Raw genomic sequence first — 17368 nt, 5'->3', positions numbered from 1 at the left:
CATCCTGTACAATAGCTTCAATGTTGAAAGGGGGGAAGAATGTTTATGAAACGATATACAGGTACAGTTGCTGCAATCCTATGGACCCTAACCCTGCTCTTGCTCAGTGCATGCAATTCCACGGACGAAAATGGGAATCTACAGCGCGTAACGCTTGAGGAGGTTGAAGTGCTGGAGATCGACCATGGTAGTACAACCTTGTATGTTGAGACAGCAGATGTGGAGGCATTGGAAGTTTCGCTGCTCAGAAACAGCAAGTCCGCAGGGGCTGTAGTTGATAAGAAGGGCGATCGGATAAAGATTCATTTGGATAACGATATCACTCGGATGTTGAATATCGGTAAGATGCCCCAGCTTAGCGTGAAAATTCCTGCGAATTATGAAGGGAAGGTTATAATTGATGGTTCTTCCGGCAATGTAACAGGAACCGGGTTGCATAATCACAGCTTCCAGGTGAAGGGGAAAAGCGGGAATATCTCACTTGCGTTCCTCCATTTAAATAATGACGTCGAGGTATCAGCGACAAGCGGAAACGTGAACATTCAACTCGATGAAGAACCGCCTGATGCAACATGGATGTTGCAATCGGGAAGTGGACGTCGATCTATTGCTGTTCCGCTCGAGGACAGCAAGCAGAGTAACCGGAAGACAGAAGGGCGCTCGGGTGATGGCCGGCATGAGGTGAAGCTCAAAACCTCCTCGGGAAACATCTCGGTCAAATAACGTTTAAATCAACGGAACGTAAGAAAAAGCAAGCATCCCCCGTATGGGTCCTTTCCTAGCGTTCACAGCTTATGTGAGCTAGAAGCAGACCATCAGGGGATGCTTGTCATCTTGATCTATGAAAATTTCTTAGTGGGCAAAAAAGAATGATAGCATTTTATTCTTCGGCAGGCACAGAAGCCTTGGATGAAGTAGAGGATCTTATATATTGCGGTGGGTTTACGTCATCGATAAGCAGAATGCCATCGTATTGATCGCGCGCGATTAGGCTTTCGGGAATCATGCCCCAGCTGTAGGCATAACGCGGCTCCAACATCCATGAATTACCTGCCTCACGTTTTTGGTACCGCAGGTCAACGAAGGTATACGGCGCGCCTGCCGCCGACAGAATCGATTCAATGGAGCCCGGCTCTGCCGGCAAAACATCATGCACATTCCCCATATTATCGGCGGTTTGCCCGCTTGCGGGATACAAGCCGAGCACGTAGCTGTATTTTTTCATTTCCTTCGAGAGCTTCTCTCCCATTAAGGAAACCGGATATGGCGTACCCATAACTTCGGTTTGAGCTTTGCGGATGTGGTCGTTGTGTCCCCAGACGATGAATTTCTCCGTTGGATAGACCTCGGAAACCAGCCACATGAGATTATCGTGCATCGCTTGATCCCGCCATTCCATGGATTCCAAAAACGGAGCATAATCCCCGCTCTCCAAACCGAGAGTCGATTCGATGGAGAGTTCTACATACTCTTTCGCTACCCGAATCCGGTCGTTCAGGCTTCGTTCCAGCAGCATAGAGAGCTTGGGGTTATCCGGATATAATTGTTTCAAATGAGCCTCGTTTGCCTCTGTTTTCAAGGATTTAATGGCATCGTTGTATACTTGAATCAGCTGATTCTTCTCTTTGCGGTAAGCGGCAAGATCCGTACCGAGTGAGTAATCGGACAATGTTTGTTCAGCCTCCACAAGGCGCTTGGCCACATCCTTATCCTGGAGCCACTGTCCGTCCAACAGCGGGTATTGCAGCTGCATATCAAACCCGGTCAATATGAGCGGACTCTCACTGGTTCGTGCCGTTTGGATGTATTCGAACAATGGCAATATTTCCTTGGACCACCAGACACCAAAGATGGAATCCTTCATCGTTTGTTCTGCACTCCGCTGCCCAGAGAGGCTGTAAGCCAAGGAGCTATTTCCAAGGCTGCTCTCAAAGGCGAGCACATTGTACCCCATTTCTTGATGGAGGAACTGGATCAACCGGGTCTTCGCCAGATTAAACTCCGCAACGCCGTGGGAGCTTTCCCCCAAAAACACAATGCGTTTGTCATGCAGGAGCGGCTTCAGCATAGCCAAATCCTTATATTGGTTTGTGCTATTGGCTGTGTTAGAGGGCTGGATCGTATCCAATCGGTACACATAGTCTTTGGCCCAGTTCTCCCACTCGGCAATCTTTTCATCAGAAGTTCGGGCCATGGTTACCTCAGTAACCTGACCTTGTATGGCATCCGGGGCGGAAGCGTATATTTTACCGTCAGTGAGTAAGGAACCCCCCGCAATGGAAGCGGTGAGCAGAAATATCGTGAATGCTTTTTTGGTCTTGTGTAGCGGCATATCGGGTCACTCCTTCATCATGATCTAATAATATTCTTATGTTATAAAATAAACTCACCATTAAGGTTCTTGTTCTGAAACGTGGCATCACCTCCCTAATATCGATATAACAGGGGGGTTATAGAACTGTACGGCTGTATCAGTGTTAGTCCTCTTCCCAAAACAGATCATTGAGAGTACGAGATAGTGCTTTGCATATGGCAACACAAAGACTAAGGGACGGGTTATATTTTCCCAGCTCGATCAGACCGATGGTTTGTCTGGAAACACCGACAATTTGGGCCAGTTCTTCTTGCGACAGGTCCTTCTCGACCCGGGCCATCTTCAGTTTGATATTTTTCATACGGAAGTCACCTGTTATCCCTTTCTATTCATCTAGATCATCGTCTTTCGACATTTTCTGGCTCATCTTGTTTGCACCGTAGTGAGTTACGATGTTCAGACCGACAAAGAACGGGATGTATATAATCAGTGAAAAGATGAATACGGTCAAGAAATATTTGATCTCAGTTGCGCTGTTGCCGTTGCCATACAAAACCGCACTGTGAATTCCTAAATAGAGTGCGAAGATAACCCCGATAATAAGCCCCCAGATCGCCGTGCGCTTGCTGAACGGAATTTTGCTTCGCTGGTCATGGACCTCCACTTCATCCGAGTAAATGCCCAGCCCCACACTGCGAATCCCGAAATATAAGCTTCCTCCCACAATGATCAGCATTTCCAACCAGACCGATTCCGCTTCGGGCTGCATAAAAGATTTAATAATGACGGAAATGCTGCAAATGATCATGATCAAGACGTAAACCTCTTTGTATAACTTGTTCTTCAGATTGACGATACGCTCATCCTCAACCACCGACTTTTTCTTAAACCAATTCAAGCTCATCATTCCTTCCTTTTGGTTAGAGATACGTTACTAAGATTTTCTGGATACATGCATTGTAATAGTATTTACGTCTTTTTGCAATATATATATGTCATTTTGATTTTAATATTTGTCTTATCGAGCGAGGAAGTAGAGTTGTCCTCAAGAAATTCACAGCATCTTTCAACGGCCGAGCTTATCCTGATACATTTGCTGATCCGCACTTTTGGACCGAAGGTGTACATTCTATTCCCGCGTGTTAAAATTGAGAAAGGGCAACTCTTGTGCCCGAATTGATGACAGGAGTGTGTTTGTTCAATGATCCATTTCATTCGCTTACGATAATGTGAGGTACAGATCCAAGTAAGCTCGGCCCTTTTTTTGACGACTGCGGCCAGAGTTTATTTATCTGTGCCTTTTTCATTTCGTACAACGAATGAAAGGGTGATTTTGCTGTGTCCAATAATGAAAGCATATTAAAAAAAGCACAACTGCTATCGATACATGAGAAGATTTTTAGATGTCCGATTTGCGGCGGTTCGATGAAGGTAGAACGATCGGCCAGCCTGGAATGCGAGAATAGGCATTGCTATGATATATCCAAGCAGGGGTATGTAAATCTGCTGAACCATTCATCCAGAACCAAATATGATAAGGCACTGTTTGAGGCTCGCAGGTCGATCAGCGGCAGCGGCTTCTTCGAACCCTTGGTCGAAGCGGTAACGAGTCGCCTGATCCAGGAGCTGAAGCCGAGGGAATCAGAGAAGCTTGTAAGACTGCTTGATGCAGGCTGCGGGGAGGGCTCCCATCTATCCACCATAAGAAGTAAGCTTGGGAAGTACTCCGTGGTTCCTGATGTTCTTGGTGTGGGCATGGATATTGCCAAAGAAGGCATCGTTATGGCCGCCAAGACATCCCCGGACTCGCTATGGTGTGTGGCCGATTTATCCCAAAGCCCATTTGCTGACAGGCAGTTTGATTACATTTTGAACATCCTGTCACCTTCCAATTATTCTGAGTTTAGGCGGCTGCTTGCGAGAGGTGGAGCGTTGGTGAAGGTAATCCCGCATAGCTTGTATTTGCAGGAACTTAGAACCTTGTTCTATACCGGGACAGGCAAGGAAACTTACTCTAATGACAGCACAATTGAACTGTTCAGTCGCCACTTTGAGCAAGTGGATACCGAACGGGTACAGTATCGTGTCGTTCTGGATACCGACCAGATGAAACAACTGATTCGTATGACACCGTTATCCTGGAATGCTTCACCTGAGGCCATCGGACAAATACTGGATGAAGAGATGGAGGTTACAGCAGACTTTATGCTTTTGTATGGATGGAATGAGGAATAACAATAGGGGGATTTTTCACAGAAAAATACCGTTATATTTTGCTAAATTGATCTGGCTTGGGAGATAATAGAGTATCGGTGAAAATATTAAAAATAAGGTGGTTGACTATCGTATGGCACTTCGATTGAATCCGTATCTGTTTATGGATGGAAACGCTAAGGAAGCTATTCAGTTCTATGAGAGAGCTTTGGATGCTCAAATCGTCATGGTTCAAACCTTTGGCGAGATGCCGGCGAACCCGGATTTTCCGCTGCCCGAAAGCGCGCGGGACCGCATATCCCATGCAAATCTTAAGGTTGGAGAGACCGTCTTAATGTTATCGGATACATTTCCCGGTCAACCGGTCCAATCCAGCAATAAGGTCCAAATCTGTATCATGACCGATGATGCCAAGCATGCCAAACAGATATATGGAGCGCTGAGCGAAGGCGGTAAGGTGGTTATGCCGCTGCAGGAAACATTCTGGAGCCCGGCCTACGGGATCATAGAGGATAAATACGGCGTAAACTGGAATATCTCGACTGAAGTCGAAGCGTAGAAGCAGATGCCACTCTTTGTTGGCTTAATTAATTCAAAAAGGTCCTGACCATTTGCGGTCAGGGCCTTTTTGAATTAGAGCGAAATGGAGTTTCCTAATCTAAGCGCGGGACTCATCCCACCACTTATAATAGATTTGGACATGCCCGGCAGGGCTTGCCACAAGCGGATCGATCACAAGTGTCTTGCCGCTGACCTTGAGCTCGATCACCTTCTTGCTCTTCTCGGCGGAGTCTACCTTCGCTAGGAAAGAGGAATCGACCGGGAAGCCATACAGTTGAAGGAGCTCGGTTAGCATGCTGCGCTGTGTTTTATCGGCAGCATTGGATAAGGCGATCCCGCTGAACTGCATAATCTGCGGCTCGAATTGAACGGATACGGCATAATCCGTTTCACCAGTTTGCTTCGTGCTGGTCATGATGATTTTGTTTAATCCGTCATCATAGATGCGGTAACCACTGTATTTCGAGAATACCTTCTGGCGAATCACGAGGTACATCTCGTCCCGGTAGATATCCCATGGCGTTGGCAGCTTCGGAAGCATGGCGTTCGCACTCGGAGCAGTAGGGCGATCATACAGGTTCGACATTCCGCGGTCGGTCAGATTTTTGATCAGTTGAAGTACCTCGGCGCGCGTAATGGTGCCGCTGCCCACATAGCCTTCAATCGTGTTCTCGCCCTTGATCCGGCCTTGTGCGTACTTTTTACCCAAGACGTATTGTATAGCTTGATTTCCATCGTAATTCACGCCATCGGCGCTGGATATCAGCTCGGCCACATGGGCCCGTGTTATGTATTGGCTGCGCTTGGATTTGTCAGCGAATCCGTGTACAGGATAGTTCTTGAAATGCAGAAAATTATAATATTTATCCGACCAAAGTTCGGTCAAATAGTTCTCCTGCAGGTCCTTGCCTGTGATGCCGACAACCAGCATGCGAATGAATTCAGCCTCGGTCACATTCTGATTGGGCATGAACATTCCATTGGCATAACCGTTGACAATCCCTTTGTCGACGCCCCATTCAATGGTCGTTTTTGCCCAGTGGTTATCAATATCCCGAAAAGTAACCCCGGCGAAAGCGCTGCCAGCTCCTACGAACAAAGAGACAGCCAGGAGTATAGGCACACAAAGTGTCCTGAACTTCAACATCTTCATCCTCCATCTACAATTTGTAAAATACTACAAAATACATTGTATAAGTGTGATTTTCAGGTGGTCAAGCCTCTACCAGCAGATCTGACAAAAGATGAGCTGTTATAACTAGCTAACTAACTTTGTCGATACTTAGGGACTACAGGACTAAGGGTGTGCCTGCATTTTAAAGATAAGGGAAGGAATGTCCTTGAATATACCTGGGTTTCTGGAATATTCATGGGAATAAGAAGCTCTTGCCAGCTCATTAGAAAGTGATCATGTGTCATGTGGTAAGTAGTAAAAAAGTTAGGGGTCCAGAATTCCTATTGGAAGATGTCATATCTTTAGGTAAAATATCCCTTAACTATGAGATAAGAAGCATAAACAGCAGAATGATGTCGTCCTTATCTCGTAAGTTAACATCGTATATGTAGTAAGCCTACAAAAGAGAGAGCGTCGCGAGACGGTTTTCTACTATCTTGAAAAGAGGAGCGAGGTATTCGATGAGATTGTTTCGGAAGTCATGTTTGATCATTTGCAGTTTGTTGCTGACCGTTTCAGTATTAATGCCGCTAACAACGGTTCATGCAGCCGATCAAAAATGGATTGATCAAATATGGAGTGAGTATAAATCCTATAATAAGAAAACGGTAAATGCATATAACGCTTATCAGAAGCAAGTGGATAAGAAATACAAGCAGTTTTATGATGCAAGTCAAGTGTCCCTGAAACAGCTGGAGAAAAAAGTGCTGGAGGATCAAAAACAGTGGAATGAGAAGCTGCAGGCCGATCTGTCTCAGCTGAAGTTGAGATACGAAGGAAACCGCGATATGAACAACAAACTGGCACAATATGAACGTTATATCAATCCTCATTATTTAAACAGTCCAATGTGGAAGTATAAGAACGCCGCAGATCGGGATTATTTAAACAGCACACTCTGGAAGCTCAACAAGTCAATGAATGAAGACTACTTGAACAGCTTGATGTGGAAATACAAGAAGGCGATTAACCCCGATTATTTGAACAGCCCCGCTTGGAGAATGAAAAATACTGTCAATGAGTCTTATCTAAACAGCTCGATGTGGAAACTCAAGAATGCATCCAGCTCGACTTATCTGAACAGTCCAATGTGGAAATATGCTCGTGGCAAAATCAGTAAAGCAACAGCCAAGAGTCAATACAATAAACTGTTTAAGGAATACTCGGCAGAACTGTCCGAGAGCAATGCGGATAGAAAGTCCGAAATAGCGAGTATGGAGAAAGAAACACAGAAATCAATAGATCAGCTATACAAAGATACCGTACTCGCCCTTGAGACGCGCCGGGAAGAGACGCTTCAGAGCATATCTGACCTGCGGATCGAAATCACTGGAGAGGGCTTGCAGTGGGAAGCGCTGCTTGTAGATAAACCATAATACTATAAAATGTAACACTAAGATGATAAGCTGTCCGGGAGGGTCTGAAGAGGCCAACCCAGACGGCTTTTATTTTTTGCAAATGAAAATAGGAAAACACCTGAGAAATCTTTGACTTCGGCTGCCATTTTAAATATTATTATGTTTGTAACCTAACAAAAGATAACACAAATAACATGTAAAATGGAACATAAATTCTTACTTAAGTAGGTTGATAATAATGAAAACGAAAGTGACGATTCAAGAAATTGCCGATTTCACAGGGCTGTCTAAATTTGCGGTATCTCGCGCTTTATCAGGAAAGTCGGGTGTCAGCTCGCAGACGAGGGAAATGATTCTGAAGGCTGCCGGGCAGCTGGGATATTTCAAAGACCAGCCTAATCCATCAATGGGAAGAAATCAGCAGCTCCAGGAGCCGGAGAACAGAAAGTGGGCGGGAGCCGTTCTTGTCCTGTTTCCGAATGTTCGTCATCAAAATCGCGAATCGCTGTATTGGGGTCCAGTGTTTGATGGAATATCTGTACGGCTCAATCAAAAGGGACTTGATATTCTAACATTGACGGAGCCTTCTAATGATCATATGTTCAGTCTTCTGAATCCGCAAGGGATTCTTGGGATTGTGACGGTTGGCTCAGTATCCACGCAAAATTTAATGGAAATCAAGAAGCTCAACATCCCTGTTGTCATGGTGGATCATATGGACCCTGCATTCCAATCGGACACCGTATTCACTGACAATATGCACAGCATGAAACAAATTATGACCAAGCTGATCAGTAGGGGATACAAGAGGTTCCAATTCATAGGTAATATCGGAGATGCCCAAAGCTTCCGGGAGCGCTGGATCGGCTTCTCATCCGCATTGGAGGAATATCAAATAGAGCATCAGCAGGTACCTTCCCTAATTAGCCCCGAGGTTGAGAATATATCCGAAGCGCTATTGAAAGCTCTTGCCGTCATGGAACTGCCGGAAGTGTTTGTATGCGCCAATGATATGACAGCAGTGTTCGTTATGGACGCACTCAAGGAACAAGGCATTGATGTACCGGGTCGTGTACAAGTGACTGGTTTCGATAATACTCACGATCATCTGCCGATTATGGCAACGGTGAATGTAGATAAGGAATTGCTCGGGATGCGAGCCGTAGATCAATTACTCTGGCGTATATTGAATTCTGATACGAACTATGAAAGATTGCTCATCCAGGCGGATGTTCTTGTTAGGGAATTTACTAACGTAGTAAGCGAGACAGATCAATAATAAGCTCTATATATCGTTTTGTATGAACCCCGATGTCGTGTATGGCATCGGGGTTTTTTCATAACAAAATAACATGGGGTTTGAATTTGAGTAGAGCTATAAGACATGAATTCATTAATTCACTTGATATATAGCTGCTTATTGCAGATAAGGAACCCAATTCAGATATTTTATGTCTGATTATTTTTGTTATTATATTTGTTATTTTTATAATAATTAATATTGACGATTATATACCCGGGTGTTATTTTTATTAAAACATTAATAACGAAAAGGAGATGGAGAGACCATCATGAATAATAACATTATGATTTTAAACCAATGGAAATTCAAAGCGTTCGACGAATCCGAGTGGCTTCCGGCTCAGGTGCCAGGATGTGTTCATACCGACCTGTTGAAGAATGACAAAATCCCTGATCCCTTCTACGGGACGAACGAGCATGATCTGCAGTGGATCGACAAGAAGGATTGGGAATATGAAACGACGTTTGACCTTGATCCCAATCTGAGTGCTCAATCCCGGGTTGATCTCGTGTTTGATGGCTTGGACACTTATGCGGATGTATATGTGAACGGAACGAAGATGCTTTCCGCGGATAATATGTTCCGTTCGTGGCGGATTGACGTGAAATCGTATCTTAAGGATTCTAAAAATGTGATTAACATTCGCTTTCGATCCCCGATCCAGGAGGATCTGCCGAAGCTTGAGAATCTTGGATATCCGCTGCCGGCTTCGAATGATCAGTCTGAGCTTGGAGGTCTCGGTGATCAGAAAGTAAGTATCTTTGCACGTAAAGCTCCTTATCATTACGGCTGGGATTGGGGGCCGCGCTTTGTGACCAGCGGCATCTGGCGGGAAGTCCGCATTGAAGCCTGGTCGGAAGTCCGTATAGATGATTTGTTCATCCGTCAGGACGAGGTTACGGCTGAAATGGCAAGGGTTACGGCTGCAGCTACCATCGAAGCGGTGCAGGCTTGGCAAGGGGTGCTGCGTGTGACGGCAGACGGAGAGGTATGGGAACAGGAAGTGAACCTTGAAGAGGGGCGTCATACGGTTGAACTGGGGCTTACGATTGCTAAGCCTAAGCTGTGGTGGAGCCGCGGGCTTGGCGAGGCCAATCTGTATGATTTCCAGGCGGAACTTGTGAAAGCAGAGCGGAAGGTCGCGGAGAAAAAGGTTAGAACAGGTCTGCGCACGGTGAAGCTGGTACGAGAGAAGGATGAGCGCGGCACTTCCTTCTACATTGAGCTCAACGGCACGCCTGTGTTTGCCAAGGGGGCAAATCATATTCCGAACGACAGCTTCATAACAGAAGTTACGGCGGAACGTTATCGCCATGAAATCGCGTCTGCTGCGGAATCCAACATGAATATGCTGCGCATATGGGGCGGCGGTATTTATGAACAGGATGTATTCTACGAATTGTGTGATGAATACGGAATTATGGTATGGCAGGATTTCATGTTCGCTTGCAGCATGTATCCGGGCGACGAGGCATTTTTGGAGAATGTTCGACTGGAAGCTGAGGAGAATCTGGTGCGGCTGCGGAATCATCCGAGCATTGTGCTCTGGTGCGGCAACAATGAGATTGATAGCGCATGGTCCCACTATGAAGAGAAAGGCGGCTGGGGCTGGAAGCAGAACTATACTGGGGAACTTCGTGAGAAGATTTGGAGCGACTACGAAGCGGTATTCCATGAGATTCTTCCTGAGGCCGTAACCGGTTTTGCGCCGGGAGCGGAATATTGGCCATCTTCCCCATTGGTATCGCTCAGCCATGACAAGGAGCAGCATGCTAATCCGTCTACAACGAGCGGAGATATTCATTACTGGGGCGTGTGGCATAACACGGAGCCGTTTGATAACTACAATCTGTATGTCGGCCGGTTCATGAGTGAATACGGGTTCCAGTCCTTCCCCGAACCGAAAACGGTCCGCACCTATGCAGAAGATAGCGATATGGAGCTGGAGTCCAAAATCATGCTGGCGCATCAGAAGAACGGTGCCGGCAACCGCTTGATCAAGACTTATATGGACCAATACTATAATGAGCCAAAAGATTTTGAAGCTTTCCTGCATATGAGCCAAATTCAGCAGGCTGAAGCGATGAAGATAGCGATCGAAGCCCATCGCCGCAACAAGCCGTACTGTATGGGGACGCTGTATTGGCAGATGAATGACTGCTGGCCGGTCGCTTCGTGGGCGGGTATGGATTACCTCGGCAGATGGAAAGCACTGCAGTATGTAGCCAAGCGCAGCTTCCGGGATGTCAGCCTTTCGATTGAATCCAAGGAACAAGAGATTCGGGTTCATCTTGTATCCGATATTTCGGAAACGGTTCAGGGCACGCTGAAGATTCAGCTCTTCGATTTTAACGGTAAAGAACTCTATGTATCAGAACAGCCAATCCATGCAGAAGAGCAAGCGTCACTTGTAGTATTCCGCACCTTGACCGATGAGCTGCTTGACGGACATGATCCATCCCAGGTTGTGCTTCTGGCGCAATTGCTCCAGAATGAAACCTTGGTCGACAGCAAAACATTCTATTTCGTGAATGACAAGCATCTTCGTCTGCACAACCCATCCATCAGCGTGAAAGAAGTTGAGGGAAGCCAAGGCACAACGTTTGTACTGGAGAGCAATATGCTTGCCCGCCATGTCTGGCTATCCGCTGAGAAGGAAGGCTTCTACAGCGACAATTACTTTGATTTGATTCCTGGCATTCCTGTGACGATTTCCTTCAGCCGCCGAGATAACGGAGAGCAGGCATTCGTACCTGACAAGCCAGGCCAAGTCGAAGTTCGATCCATGGCCGACTGCATCGACCCAGCGATGGTAGTGACGGTTTAAGAATATAATAAATTCCCTAGAAAAAGAGCCGCAGCCCAACCCATTCGGGTGAAGTTGCGGCTTGTTTGCATTGGTCAACAACCATCTAAGCATGCCCGACCATGCATCATGGGCACAAGGAGAAGCGCGAACTTCTGAAATCTTTCTCGGAAAAAGACTGCCACCTAACTGTCTGAGAACTGTTCTTGATCGCCGCCCTTATTGGGAGAATGACGATGATATACAGAATATGGAATATAGAACGCCAGTAATTATTGTTTTAATCTTTGCCCAATAACTCGTGTATACATAGTACAGAACGACTTTCCCTTTCACTCCCCCTCCCAAAAAAGGCGAGAATAGCTGCGCCGCAGCTGATTGTTCGTCTTTTTAAACGTTCGTTTTTTTAGGGTTACTTGAAGTGCATCGAAGAAATGCCAACAATAAATGTCTACCAAAAGGTAGTGCTCCAGCGGAGAAGGCGGAATGATTCTGGAGAAGCGGCAGCGGTCTCCTTTGCCCCCGGATTTCTACGTTAGCCTTATTCATTCATGGAAATCTGGGGGCAACAGAGATCGGAAGAATCATCCGCATGCGGAGCGATGCAAAAAAACTACAGGCGGACATAGCGATGCTATGGGAGCCAGAAGTAAGAGGCGCATATAAACCTCGCATCAAAAAAGACGACATCAGCTTTTCGCTAATGTCGTCGTCTTCGATTATTACTTGCTCGCCTTATAAGCACTTAAGAATTCCTTCACCTTCGCCGGATCGGCGGTCAGCTCGTTGCCGGTTTTAACAAGAGGGCTGAGGGTGGAGTAAGCCTTGATTTTGTTGTTGTTGTAGTAAGCCAAAATCTCATCCTGATTGATGGAGTAGAGGACGGCTTTTCTTAAATCGTCGCTTGTTGCCACATCACGATTCTTCGTGTTGAACAGCAAGTAGGATACAGCATTGCTCTCGATGGTTTGCAGCTTCAGCTTGCTGTCGCCTTGAACCACGTCGTACTTCGTTTCAGGCACCCCGTAATACAGGTGAATTTCGCCGCTGCGCAGCGCGGAGAGTGTGCTGTCCGCATCTTTGATAAAGCGGACTTTTACTTCCTCTATCTTCGGTTCGTGCTTGGTGCCCTTCATGTAGCCAGGGTTTTTGTAGAAGGTTGCTTCATAGTCATTCTTGGAAGACAGGATGTACGGACCGCTGGCATACAGTGTGTTGTTGTATCTATCACCTTCGGTTACCGTGTTTTGGTCACCGTAAGGAATGTCTTTGTTCACATCGAATTTCTCTACATCATACGTATTAATAGATTCCACTTGTTTCTTTGATACGATACCGGCCGATTGGTGAGCCAGATAGTTCAATACTTGCGGGAACGGTTCGGTTGTCGTCAATTTAATGACTTGGTATTTACCGTCTTTTGTGCTTGCTTGGTTCTTATCGTCCACGAGGGAAGTGATCTTGGTATCAAGGCCAGCTTCCAGCGCTTCCTTCACGCTTTCGCTGCCGCCGGAAACTTTGGTGTTTTCCAGTGCGCTCAGGTCCGTTACGGCTTCAACCGTATTAATATGCTCGTGAAGCGTGTAGGTACGATGATCCGGAACCGAGTTCTTGTCTTTGGCTCTGTTCAGGGAGAAGATGACATCGTCCGCGCCTACGCGTTCGCCGGAATCTTCTGCTTTTTTGTTCGTGATTTTGGCAAAGTCGATATCATCTCTAAGAATGAAATAGTACTCCGAGTTGCCTTCGCCAATAGCGTGGTTGTAAGACAGCGATCCTTCGGATGTGATCTTATCGTCATCGGTCAGGTTGATCAGGCGTACGTTCATGTTCGTGTTAATGATATTAATGGAACCGTCATTTCCCTTGATCGGATCAAGAGAAGTCAGCTCGGAGATGGACTGGGACAGAATCAGCGGCTGCGTTGCACGCTTGGACTGGTCTTTGAAATCAACATCTTCCCAAGGCAGGGAACGGGATTTCGAAAGACGGACTGAATTCTCGTCCAGTACATCCTTGTTGAATGCTTGGCTCTTCAGAGAGATGTACAATGGTGCGATGTATGCTTTGTCTGCAACGAGACGTTGTTCGAGCTGTTTATAGGTGCTAACTGCGTCCTCAGGCGTTTGTGTAGCTGCCTGGTCGATCAGTTTATCCACTTCTTCATCCGACATGATGCTGTAGTCGCCGCCGGTTTTGAAGAGGGAGCGTACCGCATAGTCGGGATTACCTGTAACGGTTGTCCAGCTGGACAGTGCGACATCGTAATTGCCCGCATCCTGCTGGGCCTTGTAGCTGCCGTAGTCCGGCTGCAGATTCAGCTTCACGTTGAAGCCGTTCTTTGTGAGCTGGTCGCGAATGATGTTGACATCCGATTCGTTTGAGCTCATGCCAAGCAGTTCAATCGTCACACCGGACGTGTCTGCTGCTGTATCCGATGGTTCTTGCTGATTTTGCTGCGCGTCATCTTTGGTCGTTACGTTGCATCCAGCCAGTACAATGACTAGCGAGAGGAACAGGAACAGCAAAGAACTTTTTTTCATTGGTGATACCCTCCTGAGATGTATATAAAATGTTTTGAAACCAAAGTTAGTGAACTGGAGTTTTAGTCCAGTTTAGGATCAAGCGCATCCCGCAGGCCGTCCCCTAAGAAGTTAAAGGATAGAACGAGCGCGATAATGGCTAGTCCCGGATAAATGGCAAGATAGGAATGCGTCTCTAGATACGTGCTTCCAATCTTGAGAATATTCCCCCATTCAGGAATATGCGGCTCAACGCCAAGACCCAAATAGCTCAAGCTGCTTGTTGAGATGACAGCTGCACCAATGGTTAGTGTAGATTTGACGATCATGGGTGCGAGTGAGTTTGGGACAATATGCTTGAATATAATTGAAAAAGTGCTGGAACCAAATGCTCTGGCTGCATCCACATATTCAAAGGTAGAAACCAGGAGCACATTCGCCCTCATCGTTCTGGCGTAAGTAGGTATAGCGCCTACGCTGAGTGCCAGGATGAGGTTGACCGTGTTGGCGCCAAAAGCAGCAATGATCGCAATGGCGAGCAAGATACCCGGAATAGCGTACAATACATCGAGCAAACGCATGATGATGTTATCGGTATGACGGCCATAGTAGCCGGAGATGGCACCAAGCACGCCCCCGATGACAACGGGGATCGCCGTAGAGGCAAATCCGACAATGAGCGAAATCCGGGCTCCGAATACGATTCGGGAGAACAAATCCCGTCCGAAGTTGTCGGTACCGAATGGGTATGCAAGGCTTGGCTGCTGCAGAATGGCGCTGTAGTTATTATCAATAGCCATGCTGTAGTCGAAGGTGAACAGACTGCTCACCGATAGACAGAACAGAAAGAAGACAAAGAACAATCCGGACATGGCGGTGGAGTTAGCAGTAAGCTTCACCCACACGTCGCCCCAGCGGGTCATCGCCGGATTGCCGTTCTTGCGTATCTTCGCAAGCAGGTTGATGCCAAGGACCAGGGCAAATATATTACCCGTAATCGCAGTCAGAATGAGCGGAAAGGCAAGCCAGGTTAATCTCGGATGTGCGTAGTCCGCTTTTACATATCTGGCAACCAGGATGAGGGCGACCAGGTGAATGACTGCGATTAACAAGAGCGCGGCCATCGCCGGTAGGAATGTATTTGAGACGTAAGGCTTGAATAAGTTCAACGCCGATACGGCGATTACAAACAGCTGAGTCAACAGCATATAAACGGCAATCGAATATTCAGGTGGTTTTTGTTTCTTGATGAGATTGAATCCGAAAGCAACGGTAAACAGATTTCCTGTAACGATGCTGAGCAGCTGAATACAGCCCAACATCCTTGTTGATCGCCGGATTTCTCCCTGGCTGCGAAGATCCCTGCGGATGAGCAGCGTAAGGATAATCTGAATGACAGTAAAGACGGCGTATACCGCAAAGGCGGTGAACACCCATGGTTTAATGGTTCCCCCAGTGAAATCAAAGCTGTTCAGAAGCAGGATCACCGTTAAGGTCAAAGAGATAACCCATGTGAAGCTGGCTTGACTGTACTCGTGTGAGGATTTCAGCTGGTGCTTGGTTTCTTGTTTGGAAAGAAGCTTCTTGATCATGAGCACACCTGCTTTAGTATTGTTTCATCTTGGACCTGATCCGTGGATCGAAGAATGCGTACAAGATATCGATGATGACATTCACGAGCGATATGGTAATGGCTGTATAGACGACACCGCCCATAATGGCCGGGATGTCTGGAATGAATTGTTTGTCTACGATATAACTTCCGATCCCGCTAATGTTGAATACCTTCTCCGTAACGGCAGAACCGCCTAGCATCCCGCCGAATTGAAGACCGATAACGGTAATAATCGGGATGATGGCATTGCGGACTGCATGCTTCATCAGAATGGTACCCTTGCTGAGTCCCTTGGCTCTGGCAGTGATCATATAATCTTCATGAATAACTTCCAGCGTTGAGGAACGCGTCATTCTGGCTACCGAAGCCGTAAGCCCTGTCCCGAGCACGATCACCGGCATAATCATGGACAACCAGTTGTCCGGATTAAAGGTAGCAGGCAGCCAATGCAGTTTAATGGAGAAGTTCAGGATAAAGATCAAACCCTGCCAAAAGCTTGGAATGGACAGTCCCAGCAGCGCAACAAACATAAAGGTATAGTCAAAGAACGAATTCGGTCTCGTAGCCGAAATAATTCCGATCGGCAATGCAATTGCAATGGCGATGATCAGGGAGATGACCGTGAGCGTCAGCGTAATCGGGAACTTTCTAGCAATGCTTGAGGTAATCTCCTCATTGCCCGAGAACGATTTGCCGAGATCGAAATAGGCGATTCCCTTGATATTGTTCCATAGCTGCGTGAGATAGCCATGATCAAGCCCGTGCATTTTGTTAAAAGCAGCGATCTGCTCCGGCGTTGCCGTCTCACCGAGTATGTTGGCTGCAGGATTGAACGGCGACAAGTGCAGAATCGTAAAGACGAGCACCGCGACACCGAAGATAACGAAGATCGTCATAACGAGCCGCTCAAGAATATATTTTAGATAGGGATTGCTGTACAAAAAAATAAGGATGTACATTAGCAGGCCCGGAATAAGTGATATAATAAAAAACAATGGATTCTCGATAAGAGATTCGAATGTATCGGCCATAGTCAGCCGTTTCTGATTGTTCAGCTTCAGTTCCCTGGCGGTCCGTTCTTTAAGGACTTCCTGGAACTTTGCCTCTGCGATCTTGTCGACTTCTTGCCGAAGCTGGCCTTCACTGATCTTCTGTTTGAAAAAGTCGTGCTTGCGTTTCTGCTGCGCCAAGAGATCGGAGCGAAGTGCTTCCAGATATCCGGCAGCGAGCATCTCGCTGCGTATGCGGTTCTCAGCCGCCGTGTAATCATCCTTCTGTCTGTGAACCAAATAAAATAGGAAGACCACCAGATTCACGGGTGCCCCCAATATTAATAGTAAGTATTTATAAGAAGGATTGAGCAGGATCTTGCGGTATGTGCTGCTTATCGAACTTATGAGTCTGTTTGGTCTTGCTGCTTCTGTCCCCCCCATAAGGTGCCTTTCCTCCTTGTGTCAAATTGCATTATTCCGAGTGATATAGTATATTTTATTTTAGGATA

Annotated in this window: 13 protein-coding genes; 6 read left to right on the top strand and 7 right to left on the bottom strand. The window is 46.6% G+C overall.

From position 1 onward, the window contains the following. Positions 1-45: 45 nt before the first annotated feature. A complete protein-coding gene (locus ABEQ74_RS23110; protein ID WP_430124514.1) occupies positions 46-723 on the top strand; it encodes a DUF4097 family beta strand repeat-containing protein in 678 nt (225 codons plus the stop codon). Between the two features lie 157 nt (positions 724-880). Here ABEQ74_RS23110 and ABEQ74_RS23105 read toward each other — a convergent pair whose 3' ends face one another. From ABEQ74_RS23105 to ABEQ74_RS23095, 3 genes are all read right to left on the bottom strand, one after another. Next, a complete protein-coding gene (locus ABEQ74_RS23105) occupies positions 881-2332 on the bottom strand; it encodes an erythromycin esterase family protein (protein ID WP_430124513.1) in 1452 nt (483 codons plus the stop codon). 145 nt (positions 2333-2477) lie between these two features. After that, a complete protein-coding gene (locus ABEQ74_RS23100; protein WP_009594955.1) occupies positions 2478-2675 on the bottom strand; it encodes a helix-turn-helix transcriptional regulator in 198 nt (65 codons plus the stop codon). Positions 2676-2699: 24 nt separating this feature from the next. Next, entirely contained in the window at positions 2700-3218 is a 519-nt protein-coding gene (locus ABEQ74_RS23095) for a DUF6773 family protein (protein ID WP_430124512.1), read from the bottom strand. Positions 3219-3652: 434 nt separating this feature from the next. Here ABEQ74_RS23095 and ABEQ74_RS23090 point away from each other — a divergent pair, with 434 nt between their 5' ends. Both ABEQ74_RS23090 and ABEQ74_RS23085 read left to right on the top strand, forming a co-directional pair. Then, a complete protein-coding gene (locus ABEQ74_RS23090; protein ID WP_430124511.1) occupies positions 3653-4549 on the top strand; it encodes a putative RNA methyltransferase in 897 nt (298 codons plus the stop codon). A 112-nt stretch (positions 4550-4661) separates the two neighbouring features. Then, positions 4662-5087 (top strand): VOC family protein, encoded by a 426-nt coding sequence (locus ABEQ74_RS23085; RefSeq protein WP_430124510.1) that lies wholly within the window; start codon positions 4662-4664, stop codon positions 5085-5087. 99 nt (positions 5088-5186) lie between these two features. On the opposite strand, the gene ABEQ74_RS23080 is transcribed toward ABEQ74_RS23085, so the two are convergent. Continuing rightward, the gene (locus ABEQ74_RS23080; protein WP_430124508.1) at positions 5187-6236 is read right to left on the bottom strand and encodes an S-layer homology domain-containing protein; all 1050 of its coding nucleotides are present in this window, start codon (positions 6234-6236) and stop codon (positions 5187-5189) included. 488 nt (positions 6237-6724) lie between these two features. Between ABEQ74_RS23080 and ABEQ74_RS23075 the strand changes: the two genes are divergently transcribed. The 3 genes from ABEQ74_RS23075 (at position 6725) to ABEQ74_RS23065 (ending at position 11751) form a co-directional block, all read left to right on the top strand. Continuing rightward, positions 6725-7639 carry a hypothetical protein gene (locus ABEQ74_RS23075; RefSeq protein WP_430124507.1) on the top strand — a complete coding sequence of 305 codons (915 nt, stop codon included), beginning with the start codon at positions 6725-6727 and terminating at the stop codon, positions 7637-7639. Positions 7640-7859: 220 nt separating this feature from the next. Further along, positions 7860-8900 (top strand): LacI family DNA-binding transcriptional regulator, encoded by a 1041-nt coding sequence (locus ABEQ74_RS23070; RefSeq protein ID WP_430124504.1) that lies wholly within the window; start codon positions 7860-7862, stop codon positions 8898-8900. Positions 8901-9192: 292 nt separating this feature from the next. Further along, positions 9193-11751, top strand: coding sequence for a beta-mannosidase (locus ABEQ74_RS23065; protein WP_430124503.1), 2559 nt, complete (start codon positions 9193-9195; stop codon positions 11749-11751). 701 nt (positions 11752-12452) lie between these two features. On the opposite strand, the gene ABEQ74_RS23060 is transcribed toward ABEQ74_RS23065, so the two are convergent. The 3 genes from ABEQ74_RS23060 to ABEQ74_RS23050 all read right to left on the bottom strand — a co-directional run bounded on the left by ABEQ74_RS23060 (position 12453) and on the right by ABEQ74_RS23050 (position 17300). After that, complete coding sequence (locus ABEQ74_RS23060; protein ID WP_430124501.1) at positions 12453-14273, bottom strand: ABC transporter substrate-binding protein; 1821 nt, start codon at positions 14271-14273, stop codon at positions 12453-12455. A gap of 62 nt (positions 14274-14335) precedes the next feature. Continuing rightward, on the bottom strand, positions 14336-15844 hold the full coding sequence (locus ABEQ74_RS23055; protein ID WP_430124500.1) for an ABC transporter permease: 1509 nt from the start codon (positions 15842-15844) through the stop codon (positions 14336-14338). A gap of 13 nt (positions 15845-15857) precedes the next feature. After that, positions 15858-17300 (bottom strand): ABC transporter permease, encoded by a 1443-nt coding sequence (locus tag ABEQ74_RS23050; RefSeq protein ID WP_430124499.1) that lies wholly within the window; start codon positions 17298-17300, stop codon positions 15858-15860. Between the last annotated feature and the right edge of the window lie 68 nt (positions 17301-17368).

Source organism: Paenibacillus solani (assembly GCF_050475945.1).
Lineage (GTDB): Bacteria > Bacillota > Bacilli > Paenibacillales > Paenibacillaceae > Paenibacillus_AQ > Paenibacillus_AQ solani_A.
The sequence above is the reverse complement of the archived record's forward strand: the minus strand, read 5'-3'. Positions and strand labels throughout refer to the sequence as shown.